Raw genomic sequence first — 18,832 nt, 5'->3', positions numbered from 1 at the left:
TTTTAAATCGCTGGAGCCAAACTAGCTGACACCGATAAATATGGAATAATCCAGTTCCAAAGAACATATGGGTCTTTCTCATCAGGAAAAAATGCTTGCATATAGGTAGCCAAAGGAAATATGTCATGAACTATTCATCATTCAGTCTGAACGAACAGAATCAAAACATTGATAGCAAAATTGTAGTGGCTTTAGAGCGGATTTCAGAAGCCTTCAGAGTACTGCTATGGAATGAAAGTAAAGAAAACTCATTAAGTCCAATACAGAGTCAGATTTTGATTTTCATCTATTTTCACTCTCAGGAAAAATGTAAAGTAGGGTATTTGGCGGATGAGTTCAATATGACTAAAGCCACAATCAGTGATAGTGTCAGGATTTTGCTTTTGAAAGGGTTGGTTTTAAAGGTGACCGATCCGATTGACACAAGAAGCTATTCTCTTTCCCTTACTCCGGAGGGAGAAAAAGTGGCCCAAAAAGCATCGTCCTTTGCTTCTTCCATGGAACGGCCAATTGAAAAACTCAGCCCGGAACAAAAAGCAATAATGCTGAGCGGACTGTTGAAACTGATTCATGAACTGAATAAATCTGGAATAATTACCATTCAGCGAATGTGTTTTACATGCAGTTTCTACAGATCCGAAGGCGATGTTCATTATTGTAGTTTGATGAAAACCAAGCTTTCCGAAGCCGAACTTCGAGTGGACTGTGCCGAGCACCAATTGATCAAGTGAATATTTATTGGAGGATATTAAAGTAGAGCATTCCATATTCATAGCTTCACCGGAAGCTTGGGGCCAATACGGAGTTCTTCAATTTCTATTGGTGTCCCAAATATTTCTCGCCGTTTGAAAATTTTATTTTAGATAATTCTTTGTTAATAAGGGTTAAATGGATTAAGTTTAAATGTTTAAACATATGAACATTAAACCTAAATCAAACCCCATGAAAAAATCTTTATGTTTTATCGAAAAGCATGAGGCGTGGAGGCAGACCAAAATTCTGCAGCTGACACTCATGCTCTTTTTTTTGGTACAACTAGTAGGTGTTGCCCAGACTCAGAGTAAAATCTACACAGGGATTGTTTATGACAATTCCACCAAAGAAACCCTTCCTGGCGTAAATATCCTCGTAAAGGGTACCTCCCAGGGAGCTGTCACAGATATTGATGGCAAATTTTCGATTGCCGTCAATACGCCAGATCCAATATTGGTGTTTAGTTTCATAGGAATGGAGTCCCTGGAATATCCTTTAGGAATTCAGACGGAGTTGGAGATCAATCTGGATCCTACAGAGGACAGTCTAGATGAAGTCATAGTGGTAGGCTATGGTACCCAAAAGAAATCTGATCTTACCGGATCCGTGGGAGTGGTAGGAGGAGAGGAGTTGTTAAGGGCTCCAATTGCGAATGCACTACAGGGGCTGAAAGGTAAAGTAGCCGGAGTTAATGTCTTCCTGAATTCAGGTTCCCCATCATCCAGCCCTAGGGTGTTGATCAGAGGATTGGGGACTATCAATTCTTCCTCACAGCCCTTATATGTTGTGGATGGAGTGGTGATGGAGAACATCGAATTTCTAAACCCAAACGATATCCTGAGCATGGAAGTATTGAAGGATGCTTCTTCCACAGCTATTTATGGTGCCAGAGGTGCGAATGGTGTTGTCATGGTGAGTACTAAAAGAGGGGCACAAAATACTGGTGTCACCGTTGGTTATGATGGTTTTTTCAGTGTGGGGGTTCTGCCAAAAAAAATAGATGTACTGAATGCAGAAGAATTTATGGAAGTATTGGAGCAGGGTTTTGCCAATCACAGTAAGTATCGTCCTGATTCCCCTATTCCCACATTCACCAAAAACGATCCCAATTTGTTTGATGCCAATGGCAATCCTTTATATGATACTGATTGGCAGGAGGAAGCGACCAGAACAGCATTGTCGCAAAACCACCAGTTGTCATTCCAGTCCAAAGCGGAGAAGTCGTCATTTGGCGCTTTTTTGAATTATTCGGATTTGCAGGGAATCATGCTCAATAATTACCTGAAGCGGGTAAACGGAAAGTTTGCTTTTGATGCGAGTCCTAAAAAATGGCTCTCAATAGGATTGAATCTATTGGCAAACAGTACCAATGAAAACGTATTTGAAGAGAGTGGGGGCCATCAGATGCCCAGAAGATCGATGATTGAAATGCCCGCAATTTTCCCGGTCAAATTCCCAGACGGAACCTGGAGCAATTCGGGGATGGTGTCCGATCCGTATGGGCTTGAAGCAATTCCGAATCCTGTACACGTGTTGACTACCCAGGATAGATTGCGAAAAAGAACGAAGTTGTTCGGTAATATTTATACTACATTTCATATTCTTCCCGGTCTGGATCTCCGTACCCAGTTTGGTTTTGATAAGAATGATTACAATGAGCAGATCTATAGCCCAACAGACCTGATCAATATTTCTTCCCCAAATGGATATGCTTATTTGGGGAATCAGAGAAATTTGTACTGGCAACAAGAGAATTACCTGACCTATAACAAGGAATTTGGTGACCATTCCATCAATGCGATGGCAGGTCTAAGCTGGCAAAAAAGGACATCTGAGTCTTTCAGTGTAAGCGCCACCGGGTTTTCTGATGATACATTTAGATTTAACAGAATGCAGTCTGCAAGTCAGCCGGGTACGCCAAATTCGGGATATGACGAATGGAGCATGAATTCCTATTTCCTTCGTGGAAATTATAATTACAAAAGTAAATACCTTGTCACCTTCACCGGTAGGATAGATGGTTCATCCCGATTTGGGGACAATAACAAATACGGTGTATTCCCTTCGGTAGGAGTTGGCTACGTACTATCCAATGAACCATTTATGCAGGATATGTCCGGCATAAGTGAGCTGAAAATCCGATCAAGCTATGGTATCACTGGGAATACCGAGATTCCTACGTACCAATCCCTGGGAACCATATCTACCGGAACCACACTGATCAACGGAACAAGAGCACCTATAAGCTATGTAAACCGTCTTCCGAACCCCGATTTGGAATGGGAGAAAACTCGTCAGTTTGATGTGGGCTTTGACCTGGCTTTGATGGACAGGGCATTGGTGTTCAGTTTGGACTATTACCACAAACTGACCACAGATTTACTGTTGGATAGACCAGTGCCTTCTTCTACGGGATTCTCGGCAGTAAGAGACAACATAGGCTCAGTGTCCAATCAGGGGGTGGAGTTTTTGGTAACTGCCTTTCCGGTAACGACCGCCGATTTCAGCTGGGAGAGTAATCTGAATTTCTCCTACAACCAAAACAAAATAGAACAGCTCGGTGAGAATGACGAAGACATTTTTCCAGGCCCCAACTGGGTGTCTGGTAGCCAGACTATACTTCGTGTCGGAGAATCTTTGAGTTCCTTCTGGGGATATGAACGACTGGGCACATGGGGCACGGACGAAGTTGCGGCCGCGGCAGAAGTGGGAGCTATACCGGGTGAGGCTAAAAGAAGTGCCGAGCGTAAGATTATAGGAAATGGATTGCCGGAATGGACCGGGAGTTTCATCAATAATTTTTACTATAAAAACTTCGACTTGACGCTGGATATCCAATTTGTTGCAGGAGTTGACATATTGCAACAGTATTTCCACTCTACCCAGGATAGGACCGGGTATGCCAGTGGACTGAAAGATGTATTGTATGAAGCATGGACGGAGACTAATCAGAACACGATGGTGCAGCAGATCAGAAATGGCCCTTATTCCGGACAAAACAGTGAAGTGGACAGTCATTGGGTAGCAGATGGATCCTATATCCGTGGTAATCTGATTTCACTTGGCTACTCATTCAACCCAACCATGCTTGAAAGAGGAGGACTAAATAAATTGAGAGTGTATGCAAGTGTGCAAAATGCATTTCTTATCCACTCAGATGACTTCAAAGGATACGATCCTGAGGCATCATCCTGGGAGGGAAACCAATGGGGGCAGAATATTTTCTTCTTCCAGTATCCTCGGCCTAGAACCTTCACCGTCGGCCTGAGTCTGCAATTTTAATCCTAAAAATCTACTCCACTGAAATCTAGCATGACGCAAACGTCCCAATTAGGATTATTACCAACCATGCGAGATTCCACCTGCCGGCAGGCAGATGTGGCCTTTGAAAATCAAATTATAAACACATGAAAAAGTTATCTATACTATACTTAGGGGTGTTGTTACTGGCTTCAGCCTGCGATGGGTTCTTAGAAGAAAAACCCAAAGATGAAGTTGCCTCTACCCAATATTTTGCCCGCCCTGAGCATGCCCGGGATGCTGTGAATGCATTATATAGAACCGGTGCAATGCAGTTTTATGAAGCAAATGGTTCCTATTCAGGAGCGAGGATTATGTTCGGTCCCTACTTGTCAGGTTTTGTGGACAATGAATATAAAGGCCAGGAAGTGCACGTCCAAAGAGGGCAGAATATGACCCATGACGGGCTTAACCTTTCCAGTTATTTTAATTCGATGTGGTCGGATATTTACGCAGGGATTTCCAGAGCCAACAATGCGATAAAATACATACCGGAAACCCCTGGGCTTAGCGAAGACCAGATAAACCAATACATGGCGGAGGCCAGGTTTTTCAGGGCTTTCAACTATTTTTATCTGGTAAGGATGTTTGGGGCGGTGCCTTTGATCACGGAACCTTATGAGAGTCTGGAAAACCTCTTTCTGGAAAGAACACCAGCCAGGCAGGTGTATGCGCTTATCACGGAAGACCTCGAATCCGCTATTGCCAGTGGAGGACTATCTGATGTGAGCATGATCAATAACAGCAGCAGGATTACCAAATCAGTAGCTCAGACCGTGTTGGCGGAAGCTTACCTGACTATGAGCGGTGCGGCAGTAGGCGAGGATAATTATGCAAAATCGGCCGCAGCGGCAAGAGAAATCGTCAATTCAGGAAACTATTCTCTGGTGCAACACAGCAGGGATGGTTCAGGGGAAATTATTGCAAATGGTTCTGCCTACAACAAAATCAAAGATAGGGAGCAGGTACCAGGTGAATTCATATATTTCTATGAATATGAGATCGGGATTGTAAACAATATTTACCCGAGCTGGAGCTATCCTTCCAACATTTCCCCATTACTTGCCTATGCTATTGCCAATAATGCCTATGGCCCTACCCAGTCGTTGATAGCTTCTTATCACCCAGGGGAAGATCTCCGGGTTCAGGAAAAACAATATTTCCATTCCTTTATTGAACTGGACGGTGAAGTCATTGAATTTCAGCGTGCTCCCTATATGTGGGAGGACCAGGAAGCGGCCTATGAAACGGCTCTGTCAGACAAGGATATGCCCATATACACCTTAGCAAATGTACTGCTGATAGGTGCGGAAGCGATTGCAATGTCAGAGGGAGTTACTACAGAGGCAGTTGATTACCTTGCGCAGATACGTGAAAGGGCACTTTGGAAGAAATCCTCCGCCGAGATCAGAAGTGAACTGTCCGGTCTTTCAGTCGATCAGTTTGTAGAAGAGGTCTGGAAAGAGCGGGTAAGAGAGCTAGTCTTTGAATTTCCTATTTGGTTTGACGTGATGAGGACCAGAAAATTCCCTAAACCAACCAATGATGGTACAGGGGAAATCGAATTCGTAGATGCGGTAGGTGCGACCAATTTCTTCAATGGGGCTATCAAAGAACAAAACATGCTATTTCCCCTTCCTGAACAGGAGCTACAGCGAAATCCATCTTTAACTCAAAACCCAGGCTACGCAAACTAATTTAATATTATCTAAATGGCTGTTTCATAACTCATAATTGTCGCATTGAGTACTCGCCTCCTGGGTGACAGGAAGTCGAAATGGACTTAATTAGCTCATAAAGGGATTTGACTTCAATGTCTTCGGTAGACTGTCTGCTCAGCATGACAAGTAAGCCTACTTATGAGGCAGCCACTTAATTTCCCGCAGTCCCTTAAATAAAAAGAGAAGTGCCAGCTACTGCTTTGCACTTTTATTAAAATAAATCATGAATAGATTAAGCAACCAACCTCAGGTTCCGATACAAAAACAAAAGAAAGATTCTGGCTCTTACGATATATTTCCGGCTTTCGAGCTGCAGCCGGGAAAAATAAAAACCGGTTATGAAGATCTTTTCGATATGCTTGGCACGAGCGATAAAATCATTTTGGATGGGTACGTAGGTGTTGACTGGAGCGAAATCTCAGCAGCAATTTCTGAATATCTAGCACAAAGAGGTATGGAATTTAGATTAATCAATTGTGCGGATTATTATAAGTCAGCTGATGAGATCGAGAAACTTACTGCCCCTTTCTTGGGTGGCGACGATCCGGTTTTCGGTAAGAAGACGGATCTGGTACTACAGGATTATTTTCGGTCATCATTCTTTTCTGAAGTTGATCAGTCTGGGCATTTGACTACCATTGTATATGGTTGCGGCGCATCCTTGTGCGGAATCGAAGGAAGATTGGTCTATTTTGATCTTCCCAAAAATGAGCTGCAGTACAGAATGCGAGCAGGATCAATCACCAATTTGGCAATAGATGAAGCAAAAGAACCGAAACAGGCTTACAAGCATTTTTTCTTTGTGGATTGGTTGATCTGCAACAAAGAGAAGAAAAGATTATTGGCCCAGATAGACATCATTGTTGACCAGCAAAGATCAAATAGCCCATCCTGGATGAGCGGAGAGGTACTCAGGGTAGGGCTAGATGCCATGTCTGAGTCTTATTTCCGGGTGAGACCCTGGTTTGAGCCCGGTGTATGGGGAGGGCAGTGGCTATCAAAAAACATCCCGGATCTGCCACAAAACGAACCCAATTACGCTTGGTCTTTTGAGATGATTGTCCCGGAAAACGGACTGATTTTTTCTTCTTCAGGAATGTTGCTGGAAGCCTCTTTTGATTGGCTGATGTATAGAGCGGGGGATAAAGTATTGGGCAAGGCATATAATCGGTTTGGGGATGATTTCCCGATTAGATTTGACTTCCTTGACACCTTTGGTGGGGATAATCTTTCCGTGCAATGTCATCCGACTACGGTCTATGCAAAAGAACATTTTGGAGAAAATTTCACTCAGGATGAAACCTATTACATCCTGGACACCACCCCTGAATCCCATGTTTACCTCGGGTTTCAGGAAAATATCGATCCAAAAGAATTCCGGCAGGAATTGGAAAATTCGGTTGTCTCCCAGTCAACCATTAACGTGGAGAGGTTTGTACAAAAGCTGCCATCTGAAAAGCATGGTCTATACCTGATCCCAAACGGTACCATCCATTGCTCAGGAACCGACAATTTGGTGCTGGAAATCAGTGCGACACCCTATATCTATACTTTTAAAATATACGATTGGCAGCGACTGGATCTGAACGGGGAGCCCCGGCCGCTGAATGTTGACCGTGCGTTTGAGAATCTTGATTTCTCCAGAAAAGGGCAGGTGGTTCAAGACACCTTGATATCAAAGCCCGAGGTGCTTGAGACAGGCGATGATTGGGAGAAAATCCTCCTTCCTACACACTCTGATCATTTTTATGAGGTGGTTCGATATGAGTTTGATTCTGAAGTCATCATTTCTACAACCGGACAATGTCATTTATTGATGCTGGTGGAAGGGGAAAGCCTGGAACTGCATACTTCCGGTGGCGGGAATGTGAAATTTCATTTTGCGGAAACCTTCGCCGTTCCGGCAGCTACAGGGAGTTATAGGCTGAAAAACCTGGGCTCCATGCGGGCACAAGTTGCCATTGCTTATGTCAAAGATTCAGCCTGCTGACCTCAAGGCCATAAAAGAATTAACCATGAAAAATAAAACCAGTATATTAGTTAGACACCTTACAGTAAAAAACATTCCCGTGTTTTTGTTGTTGTTAAGTGTCGGGATTTCAGCTGCATCAGCACAGGAGAATGAGTTGTTTAGTCTCGGAAACAAAACCGATTCAGGAGAAGGTTTTTCACTGTATCCTGATCAGTATTCAGAGTTTATCGCCCATGATTTTGGATTTGAGGATAGGGTATTTTGGATCGGCAGAGACGATATCAAAACAGATTTACCTTATGTGCTCCCGGGGCCGAAAAATGGCTGGGGAGGTACCGGTCCCACAGCGGGCATACGTTCCCACTTTCTGAATTTGGGTTTTGTGTTGGACAAAGCTACAGGAGCAGAGGGCAAACTGAAGATAGACCTTGCGGATACAGATTCTCTGCACGCACCCCATTTGAAAGTATTGGTAAATGGAAAAGACTTTCAGTTTAAACTGAAAAAGGGTGCAGGACTGGCGTTGGAAAAGGGCAAGGGGATCTCCGGTTCCACTCAGTCCATCGAAATTCCGTTAGCTGAAGGAATTCTTCAAAACGGCCTGAATCACATGTCGATTTCAGTGCTGGATGGAGGCTGGATTGCTTTTGACCACATTTCTTTGACAACATCTCTTTCTCCTGATCTGATCAAACCACAGGATGCGGTAGTAGGCCAAGTAATTCCCGCTGAATATCAGTTGGAAGGTTCAGGGGCTCCCGTTCAGCCCTTGTTGGTGGAGATCTTCCATTTGGATGAAGAACCTGAATTGAGGGTTATGCTTGACGGAAAGGAAATTCTAACACAAAAACTGGAAAAAGGAAAATACTTGCTGGAAGCAGCGATGCCTGCTGTAACTCAGTCCACCCAAAGCTCTTATGAAATTTGGGTGGATGGAAAACCGGTGAAACAGGGAGAAATCACTAGGTCTCCCCAGCCCACACAAGGGTTGAGCGGCTATGTGAATACGCTTTTGGGCACTGCGCATTCCCGCTGGATGATCGCTCCTGGGCCATGGATGCCTTTTGGAATGGTAAAGCTGAGCCCTGACAACCAGAATTCCGGCTGGCAGGCGGGCTATGATCCTAATTTCGAATCCATAGGCACTTTCAGTCATATCCATGAATGGACCATGACAGGACTGGGCACATTCCCCACTGTCGGAGAAGGGATCCAAACTACCGTGGGTGATCAAAGTGATGTGACTTCGGGCTATCGATCTGCGATAGACAAAAGTTCAGAATATGCTGGGATTGGATTGTACAAAGTGCATCTGACCGACACGGATATCTGGGCCTCCTTGACTGCCACAGACAGGGCAAGTTTTCAGAAATATGAGTTTGGAAAGGGAGAACGGGGGAGGATTATGATCGATCTGTCGATTCCTACTGAATATCGATATCAGATAGAATCCTGTGAGATCACAAAGGTGTCACCTACAAGAATTGAGGGTAAAAGCCATCAATTGACTCCCAATGCATGGTCTAAAGGAGTAGGCCAGGATTACGTGGTTCATTTTGTGATTGAGTTTGATCAGCCTATAGCTGAGTTTGCCCACTGGGTGGACGGGGAGATTTCCGTAGGGAAGAACCTATCCGTTACAGACCCTACCAGTGCGGGGGCATATGTGGAATTTGATATCCTTCAAAACAAAACCGTGAATATGCGCACAGGCATTTCTTATGTGAGTATAGAGAATGCAGCAAAGAATCTTACTGAAGAAATAACCAAGCCCTTTGGTTGGGACTTTGATGCAGTAGTGTCCAACCAGCAAGCTGTATGGGATGAGCTGTTGGGCAGGGTGAGCGTTGTCAGCAATGATGCTAGGGAAAAGGAGCGCTTTTACACCAATATGTACCGGGCTCTGGCGAGTAGAAACACGTTTTCGGATGTGGACGGAAAATGGAGGGATGCGGATGAAAACATTCAGCAGTTTGAAGATCCCAACGATCTGGCTTTGGGTTGTGACGCTTTCTGGAATACTTTCTGGAACCTGAACCAGTTTTGGAATCTGGTGACGCCCGAATGGTCCAATAAGTGGGTAAGATCCCAGCTTGCCATGTATGACAACGCCGGATGGCTTGCCAAAGGCCCTGCGGGCATGGAGTACATTCCGGTGATGGTGGCCGAACATGAGATCCCATTGATCGTGGGGGCATATCAGATGGGAATCAGGGATTATGATATAGAGAAGGCCTTTGAAGCTGTGGTGAAAATGCAGACCACGGAAGCCACCGAAGTGGGTGGGGGATTTGCCGGCAACAGGGACCTGCTTCCCTATTTGGAGTATCAGTACGTTCCATTTGACCAAGGCCGTTTTTCCAATTCACTAGAGTATAGTTTTGATGATTGGACAGTGGGACAGTTTGCGAAATCTCTTGGTAAATCTGAGGAGTACGAGCAATTCAATGAGAGGGGAACCTGGTGGAAAAATGTAATTGATCCTTCCACCGGCTATGCCAGAATGAAGGATTCGGAAGGAAATTGGTTGGAGGATTTTGATCCCTTTACTTCAGGTGCTAACCACCATTACGTCGAAGGAAACGCTTGGCAACTTACCTTTTTTGTGCCTCAGGATGTACTGGGATTGATGGAAGCTATAGGCAAGGAAAAGTTTCTGGAACGCCTGGAGTGGGGATTTGAAGAAAGTGACCGATGGAGATTCAATGGACCTAATGATCAATATTGGGATTACCCTGTGGTTCAGGGAAACCAGCAGTCCATGCATTTTGCCTTTCTGTTCAATTATGCCGGAAAACCTTGGCTTACCCAGAAGTGGAGCCGAGCCATTGCGGATAGGTATTATGGCTACGAAGTGACCAATGCCTACCTGGGAGACGAAGACCAGGGACAGATGAGTGCCTGGTTTGTGATGGCTTCCTTGGGGTTGTTTCAGGTTGACGGGGGCACTAGAGCGGAACCTATATATGAAATAGCAAGCCCACTGTTTGAGCAGGTGGAAATCAACCTGGGAAGCCAGTTTGGTAGGGGAGAAAAATTCACCATTACCGCCAATAATGCCAGCAGGAAAAATAAGTATATACAGTCGGCAACGCTTAATGGAGAACTCCTTAATCAATTTTGGTTCGAGGCCAAAGAACTCCTGAAGGGAGGGGAGTTGGTTTTGGAAATGGGGCCGGAGCCAAATGAAAATTGGGGCACAGGAAAAATGCCATATTAAAATCAGATTCAAAAAGCTGGAAGTAACAATAAACCAAAATATAAATGAAAAAGTACCTGGTAATAGCCGCACTGGCATTGGTTTGTAATGCAAATGCGCAGGATAAAATAAAGGTTAGTGAGGAGCTTGGTCAACAGATTAAAACTGATGAAAATTTTAAATATGTCAAAGAAAAGGCTCTTGAGATAATCGCGGAAGGTTTCAATGCGGGAGACGGATACCGTGAAGTGTGGATCAGGGATTATAACACCTTTATAAATCTTGCGGCAAAAGTTTATCCCAAAGAAGAATTAAAGGAAAACCTGCTCGTATTTTTTAGAATGCAGGGAGAAGACGGCAATATCATCGATGGATTTACCCCGGCGGAAAGCATAGGGGAAGGAGAGACGGACTTCAGTTATTCGGAACTTGAGCCTCGATACGCAGGGCATAAGAATACCGTGGAGACTGATCAGGAAACTTCGCTGATACAGACGGTTTATAAATACGTCCAAGTAACCGGTGACCGTTCGATTCTGGAAGAAGTAATTGGTGACAAGACTGTCCCTGAGCGCATGGAACAGGCAATGGATTTTCTGATGAATGAAAGATTCAATAAAGAATATGGATTGCTCTGGGGTGCTACTACGGCTGATTGGGGGGATGTACAGCCCGAACACGGATGGGGCGTGGATTTGGATGAAAATACGCATCGGGCGATTGATGTATATGACAATGCCATGATGGTCATTGCTTTGGATAACCTGATGAAAATCCTCCCAGAAACCAAGACTAAGTGGGCGCCTGTCCGACAAAAGATCGCTGAAAACACCAGAAAGCACCTTTGGCATAAAAAGGATCAGAAATTTATCCCACATATTTATCTGGAAGGCTCGCCATTCCCGGAGGATTTTGATGAAGAAGAAATCTACTACTTTGGAGGTACGGCGATAGCTATCGAAGCGGGGCTTTTGTCCAAGAAAGAAATCAAGGCATCGCTAGACGAAATGGTTTCCAGAGTAAAGCAAGCCGGGGCACCTTCCATTGGACTGACTATTTATCCTCCTTACCCTGAGGGGTTTTTTGCCAATAAGATCATGAACCCGGTCTATAGTTACCAAAATGGAGGGGATTGGACTTGGTTTGGAGGCAGAATGGTGTTGGAATTGGTGAAAAATGGGTTTGTAAAAGAAGCCTATGAGCAGATCCAGCCAATGACAGAGCGAGTGGTAAAGAATATGGGATTCTATGAATGGTATTCTATCAACAATGAACCCAGAGGTTCTGGCACCTTCAAGGGAAGCGCCGGAGTATTGATGGATGCTATCGAAGCTTTGGAACGGACTGCAGAGATAAAATGATGGCAGGTATGGAAAAAGTGCTGATTCACATAAAAGGGGGATTGCTATGATACAGGTAGGCGTGGATGTAGGTGGGAGTCATATTGCGGCATGCCTGTATGACAGTATCGGACAGCAATTGATTTTGGATTCCAGAAGTACCTATCATTTGGATCCCAATTGGGAGGCGGGCAGGATACTGGATACCTGGAGCACGGTAATCAGCACCACCATTTCATATGCCCAGAACAAGGTAGCCGGGGTGGGAATAGCCATTCCGGGACCTTTTGATTACTATGAAGGGATCAGCAGGATTACAGGGGTTAATAAGTATGAATGCCTCTACGGCATGAATATCAAAAATGAACTCGCTACCCGGTTGGGAATGCAGGTTTCCCAGTTTAGGTTTATCAATGATGCATCAGCTTTTGCCATCGCTGTTTCTACGATTGGCAAAGCCAAGTCTTTTGAAAGATGCTTGGCGATTACTTTGGGTACCGGACTTGGGGCTTCATTTATAATAAACCGCAAGCCGGTGTTTTCAGATTCCCAAGTCCCAGAAGGCGGTTTTTTATACAATCAACTGGTAGATGGGGTGATGGCCGATGATTTGTTTTCGACCCGGGGATTGCTACATCTTCATCACATCGTCAGCGGGTATCGGGCATCCAATGCGCTGGAAATCTATCAAATGGCTACTACTGATTCCAAAGCCAGGGAAACCTTTCAGTTGTTTGGTCAGGAGCTGGGGAGGTTTTTGTCTCCATTTGTAGAAAAATTTGGTGCAGAGGTGCTGGTATTAGGAGGGAATATTTCCAATGCCTTCGAATATTTCAAAGATCAGTTGATCGCTGAACTTCCGATAGCTGAGGTACATCTGTCAGGATTGATGGATCATGCAGCATTGATTGGAGGAGCGTTATTGATGGATGACGAATATTATGGGGAATTGTCAGATTTACTCAAGGAAATGTGATGCAGCAGATGACACTTCAACATACAGGATATAGGAAGATCGCACCAATTCTTTTGAGCTATATCGTAATGGGTTTCGTGGATATCGTTGGCGTTTCCACGGGATTTGCCCAGAAGGATTTCAACCTGACGCCCACTCTGGCCCAGCTGATTCCCTCGATGGTGTTTGTATGGTTTTTTATTCTTTCTATACCTGTGAGCCTGCTACAGAATAAGATAGGGAAAAAGAACGTCCTGCTTATTGGAATTGCCGCAACAGCTCTGGGCATGTTTACCCCTTTTATCAGCTATTCCTACCCGATATTTCTATTTTCATTTGTATTGCTTGGAATAGGAAACACATTTATTCAGGTATCCTCCAATCCGCTGCTGAGGGAAGTGGTTTCAGAAGGGGAATACCCAAGCCTGTTGAGTATCTCGCAATTTGTGAAGGCAATCAGTTCTTTGCTGGGACCGCTCATCGTCGCATTCATGGTGACCTATACTGGGGATTGGAAGAATGTGTTTTTGGCATATGGGCTGATCTCTATTTTGACTGCCGTATGGCTGAGTAAGACGGTGGTGCATGAGAAATTCACGGCAGATGCCACTAGTTTCAGAAAATGCTTTGCTTTGCTTGGAGATCCCATGATTGCCTTTATGGTGTTTTCTATTTTTCTCATAGTAGGCATTGATGTAGGGATGAATACCAATATTCAGGCCTTGCTTGTTTCTAACTATGGTTTAAGTCTTGAGGGTTCATCTTTGGGGATTAGTCTGTACTTTTTCTCCTTGATGGCGAGCCGGTTTGTAGGAGCAGTTGTCCTCAATAAAGTGAGCCATCTGAAATTTCTGAAATGGTCAAGCTTTCTCACCGTTTTGTTTTTCCTGGGATTGATTTTCTCCTCGGACCTAACTTCCACACTTATTTCAATAGCTTTGGTTGGATTGGCATCCGCCAATCTGTTCCCGTTGATCTTTGCATTGACCATCAATAAAAGACCGACCAGAAGCAATGAGATTTCTGGTCTGATGACCATGGCAATCATTGGAGGAGCAATTATTCCTTTGGTTATGGGATTGGTGCAAAAAAACTTTACGGTAAATCAAGGATTTATCGTATTGCTTGCTTCCTCTGTGATAATTGCCTTTGCATATAGGGTATTGGGAAGATCTGATTCTGGTTTTTAACAAGCTAAGTGTATCAGGTAGTTTCTGATCCACGTGATTGCCCATCCTTTTGATGTGCGTATCTGTAGTGCCTTTTAACTTCCTGATACCCGTAGATTTGGGTTCGGAGCCCTTTTATGTATCCTTTCGGATAATTTTCTGGAATGGGATTGGTTTGGTAGTACGCTTGAAAAAAATCATATTGTGCAAGAATTGGATTATGGATTTGATATCTTCCTGACGATTTTTGATGCTAAAAACGCATCATAATTTACTGTAATATTGTGATTGAAATAATGCTATGCAATCTCAGGCATTAGTCTGGTGATTCTTTTTGAATAATTATAAAGTGAACCATGCAGGTAAAAGATTTTAGAATAGATCTCAAAAGCTCTATTCCTTATCATGTGCAGGTAGAAAAATACCTTAGAGAACTTATTCGAATAAAGGAATATGCATCCGGAGAATCCTTTTTGCCAAAGGAAGAAAGTCTGGCCAAGCGGTTTGGAATATCCAGGAACACCGTTCGGCAAGCCATCGACAAGCTGGTGCAGGAAGGATTGGTGGAAAGGAAAAGAGGAGTGGGCTCCAAAGTCATCAGCCAGAATATCTCCACACGGCTGGATCAATGGATCTCCTTTACCAAAGAAATGAAGAACAAGGGGATTGAGGTGGTGGAATATTCGGTGAAAGTCGGCTTTGAACTTCCCGATGAGAGAATATCAAAAGCCCTGAATATTTCACCTGATTCAGAAGTGTGTTGTATGGAACGGGTAAGGGGGGCCAAAGATGCCAAGTATCTGTACAGTATTTCATTTTTTCATCCCAGGATAGGGCTCACGGGAAAGGAGAACTTCTATCAGCCTCTCTATGAAATGCTGGAGCGGGAGTTTCATATCGTGGTGGCGACATCAAAAGAAAAGCTCAAAGCGGTAGCCGCCTCCGGTACTATTGCCAAGGCGCTGGATATCAAAAAAGGTGACCCGGTGTTGAAGCGGGAGCGGATAGTTCTGGATCAAGGAGAAAAACCCGTCGAGTATAACGTGGTCTATTATGCTACGGATTTTTTCTCCTATGATATCGATTTGAAGCGGGAGTTTTAACATATAATTTGGCTTGATCAAGTAGTTTAATTGTTCGATGGATTCTTCTCAGGTGTATCTTTATTGGGAGGTTGATTCTCTAAATTGGTGAATGGAAATCAGTAGATCCCATGACTTTGGCAGGATAAGTTACTTTCGTTTTGAGCTGCATAAAGATTTGAAAGGCGAAAACACCTTGGTCAATAAGGTCCTACTCATGCCAGAAAGACTTTAGAGCAAATGAAGAATTCTTAAAGACCATGATTCTTTGACCGGATCGACATTGACAACATGGCGTTTGATTTTGGCAGCTCAGTAATCATCCGCTATGCGGAACAGGGATGGAGCGGAAAAGGATACAATCCCAATAAACGGGACACGGATTCCCATGGCTAATCTAGCGAGACCATAATGAACTAACATTCACTGTCGAGAAGAAAAAAGTATCAGGGGTGAACTTCTGATGAGTTTATAGTAATCGGGTTTATTATTGATTTTTAACCCCGTCTGATGTTCAAGCTGGATTTCTTTCTATTGCAATTATAGAACAAGTAGTCTGTTACTCATTTGCTTGGCAATGCTTGTAATTTAGCTGGTAACTTCTGGATATAATTTTACCCATGAATTCTTCCAAAGTTAGTTTTTGAGCTCTGCTCAACGTAGAGCTTCCCTGCGTAAAACATCTGTTCTTTTTATCCCTTTTCCTTCCTGTCCTTGCTGCCTTAGACCCGATGGGGCTTCGTAATTCATTGTTCATTAAAACGAAAATAGCTAGGGGGGGTTCGGGGAAAAATAGTGAGTTGTATTTTCAGTATTATACATAGAATCAAAACAGATCTACTCCAAGGGCGATGAAAATTGGCTTGAATATAAGGAAAACTAATGAAAGTGGATTAAATGGCTTTTACAGAATAGGTAAGATATGAAATTTTATATGGGAAAAGTTGTGAATAGTGGTTTTAAATACCGGTAAATATGCAAATTGTAGTAGATGGTTCTTGTATTTGTTTTCTATTTCTCCTAAGTTGTGATAATTAATGAAAAACCCAAAAAACATATTTTGAAAATCCAAACAAACAGTTTTTCCTCCAGAGAGCCTAACGAACTCTGGAAAATGCTCAGAGATGGGGACAGGAATGGTTTGGAAGGATTGTATAGATATTTTTCTGAAGATTTGTTTAGGTACGGTTGTGCGAGGGGCTACGAGATTAATTTTGTCCAGGATTCTATACAGGAAGTTTTTATCGATTTATGGAAGTATCATAAAAGTCTTCAAAAAGCGGATAATGTAAAGGTCTATCTGTTTAAATCCCTGACTCATAAAATGTATAGGGAAAGTAAACGGGAAATGCGTTTTTTGACCGAAGATATTGATTCAGTGATGGATGAGGTTTTTTTTATTGAGTCCATCGAAATGCAGATTATTGATGCCTACACGGATGAAAACTTAAAAAAGAAATTAGCTGATTCTCTCGATAATCTTCCGGGAAGACAAAAAGAGGTTATCCATTTTCTTTTCTTCGAAAAGCTAACTTATGAGGAGGTGTCCAGTTTGATGGGAATAAACCTAAGTTCTGCGTACACTTTAGCTTGGAAGGCCATTAATTCCCTGAAAAAGGTAGTGCTTGGATTAGGCATTTTGTTTATAAGTTGATTTTCAAGAGCCAGTAGCTGTGGAGTCTGCCGCGGAGGATCGGAACCTGCCTACCGTCCTTTAGGCAAGGAATCTCGGATTAGGTAATCATCATACCCCCGTAAGTCAGTCCCTACATGTTTGCCGGGTAGGCTCGATTTCATTGTGTTGTGATAAATTATCCCAGAATGTTTTTAGTAAGTAGCTGAGAGAGCATTCTGTCCAATTTGTTTGGGGAAAAGGTGAAAATTGGATTTCAGGGACTTCTGTTTCATAATTTCCAGCTCCTGAACCGCATCTTTGAATTGATCGCTCGTCCACTCTTTATATACGTGGATTTTGGTGGCAAACTTATTTTCAGATAAAATAAAAAAAATCTGATTTTGGAAGGATAGGATTCTCTTTGTGTTGTCTCCTTTATATGAATACATATAATATGAGGAACAAGGAGGATTTTAAAGTTGAAGATTTTGTTTTGGATTCTGATTTTCGGAATTGGATACTATATCCTGAACACTCGAATAAGATGTATTGGACAAAATACCTCAAAGAAAACCCTTCAAAATATCCTGATATAATCAAAGCTAAGAAGATTGTTTTAAACCTATCGAGAAAAACCCAAGAGGTGAGCCCGGAACGTCTGGAGACGACTTGGGGCAATATATTAGATGCAACTATTCGTCAACACATTGAAGATGACCAGGACAATACAGTTCCATTGAACGCTGAAAGCACCATTAAGAACTTTGAACCTGAATACAACCGGTTCTTGAAGGTAAACCAATTCATTAAAATAGCTGCAGTTTTACTCCTCGGTGTGTTGTTGGCCTATCTGGGAAGAGTTGCTTTTGATGAAGGTGAATTAATCGAGGAAGCTCCACTGATAGTTGAGGATTATAGTTCTCCACCTGGTGTAAAATCAAGTCTAACATTAAGTGATGGGTCCAAAGTAATTCTTAATTCAGGGAGCAGGTTGAACTATGTCAAAAATTTCGAATCTGATCAGCGGGTAGTTGAATTGGAAGGGGAAGCATTTTTTGAAGTGGCAAAAGACAGCTCGCGTCCGTTTCGGGTAAAAACCGGGCCAGTTGTGACCACGGCTATCGGAACTTCCTTTAATATCAAAGCTTACAGTGGATCATCAATAGATGTTTCGCTAACGACAGGTAAGGTAGAGGTAGAGGTCAATTTTGAAGAAAAAACAACCATAGATCTGAGCCCGGGAGAAGCTGTTAATATCAACAGGGAAACCCAGAGATCGAATAAAGTTTCCTTCAATGAGGAACAGGTAATTGCCTGGACGAAAAAGACAATTTATTTCAGGGAAACTCCTTTTTCCGAAATTAAAAGGGTGCTGGAAAACTGGTATGGTGTGGAAATACACCTTTATAATGAAAGCAATAAAGAGATAGAAGTCTCTGGAGCATTCATTGATCAAAGCTTGGATAATGTACTGGAAGGCTTGAGCTATTCAGCAAGATTTGATTTTGAAATAAATAAAGATCAGGTAAAAATATACTTTAAATAAGCATGCCTATGGGAAACTGACTTCGAAAAAGAAATGGCCACAGGTGCTGTAACACCCATGACCATTAGAGTGGAATGGAGCTGATTCTGTAAAATGACTCCATTCCCAGTTCATTTATTCAATAACAATAGCCTAAATAAACGACCCTAAAGATATGAAAAAATGTCTATTAATGCATGT

11 protein-coding genes are annotated in these 18,832 nt (G+C 43.0%); all 11 read left to right on the top strand.

Annotation, left to right across the window (positions count from 1 at the left end; all coding sequences use genetic code 11):
- Nucleotides 1-125: 125 nt before the first annotated feature.
- The 11 genes from LZF95_RS11270 to LZF95_RS11220 all read left to right on the top strand — a co-directional run bounded on the left by LZF95_RS11270 (nt 126) and on the right by LZF95_RS11220 (nt 18,652).
- Nucleotides 126-731: a MarR family winged helix-turn-helix transcriptional regulator gene (locus LZF95_RS11270; RefSeq protein ID WP_233755098.1), complete on the top strand. Its 606-nt coding sequence runs from the start codon at nt 126-128 to the stop codon at nt 729-731.
- Between the two features lie 211 nt (nt 732-942).
- Nucleotides 943-4,035, top strand: coding sequence for a TonB-dependent receptor (locus LZF95_RS11265; RefSeq protein ID WP_233755097.1), 3,093 nt, complete (start codon nt 943-945; stop codon nt 4,033-4,035).
- A 125-nt stretch (nt 4,036-4,160) separates the two neighbouring features.
- Nucleotides 4,161-5,750 (top strand): RagB/SusD family nutrient uptake outer membrane protein, encoded by a 1,590-nt coding sequence (locus tag LZF95_RS11260; RefSeq protein ID WP_233755096.1) that lies wholly within the window; start codon nt 4,161-4,163, stop codon nt 5,748-5,750.
- A 247-nt stretch (nt 5,751-5,997) separates the two neighbouring features.
- Nucleotides 5,998-7,764, top strand: coding sequence for a class I mannose-6-phosphate isomerase (locus LZF95_RS11255; RefSeq protein WP_233755095.1), 1,767 nt, complete (start codon nt 5,998-6,000; stop codon nt 7,762-7,764).
- Between the two features lie 25 nt (nt 7,765-7,789).
- On the top strand, nt 7,790-10,966 hold the full coding sequence (locus LZF95_RS11250; protein ID WP_233755094.1) for a GH92 family glycosyl hydrolase: 3,177 nt from the start codon (nt 7,790-7,792) through the stop codon (nt 10,964-10,966).
- Nucleotides 10,967-11,010: 44 nt separating this feature from the next.
- Nucleotides 11,011-12,306, top strand: coding sequence for a hypothetical protein (locus tag LZF95_RS11245; RefSeq protein ID WP_233755093.1), 1,296 nt, complete (start codon nt 11,011-11,013; stop codon nt 12,304-12,306).
- Between the two features lie 46 nt (nt 12,307-12,352).
- Nucleotides 12,353-13,261: an ROK family protein gene (locus tag LZF95_RS11240; protein ID WP_233755092.1), complete on the top strand. Its 909-nt coding sequence runs from the start codon at nt 12,353-12,355 to the stop codon at nt 13,259-13,261.
- Entirely contained in the window at nt 13,261-14,430 is a 1,170-nt protein-coding gene (locus tag LZF95_RS11235) for a sugar MFS transporter (RefSeq protein ID WP_233755164.1), read from the top strand. Before LZF95_RS11240 ends, LZF95_RS11235 begins: the two co-directional genes overlap by 1 nt.
- Before the next feature lie 335 nt (nt 14,431-14,765).
- Nucleotides 14,766-15,512 (top strand): GntR family transcriptional regulator, encoded by a 747-nt coding sequence (locus LZF95_RS11230; protein ID WP_233755091.1) that lies wholly within the window; start codon nt 14,766-14,768, stop codon nt 15,510-15,512.
- A gap of 1,039 nt (nt 15,513-16,551) precedes the next feature.
- The gene (locus LZF95_RS11225) at nt 16,552-17,145 is read left to right on the top strand and encodes an RNA polymerase sigma factor (protein ID WP_233755090.1); all 594 of its coding nucleotides are present in this window, start codon (nt 16,552-16,554) and stop codon (nt 17,143-17,145) included.
- A gap of 400 nt (nt 17,146-17,545) precedes the next feature.
- Entirely contained in the window at nt 17,546-18,652 is a 1,107-nt protein-coding gene (locus LZF95_RS11220; RefSeq protein ID WP_233755089.1) for a FecR family protein, read from the top strand.
- Nucleotides 18,653-18,832: the final 180 nt, after the last annotated feature.

Origin of the sequence: Algoriphagus sp. AGSA1, assembly GCF_021390545.1 — a bacterium.
Taxonomy (GTDB): domain Bacteria; phylum Bacteroidota; class Bacteroidia; order Cytophagales; family Cyclobacteriaceae; genus Algoriphagus.
Note: the sequence above shows the minus strand (reverse complement) of the source record. Positions and strands in the feature narration are given on the sequence as shown.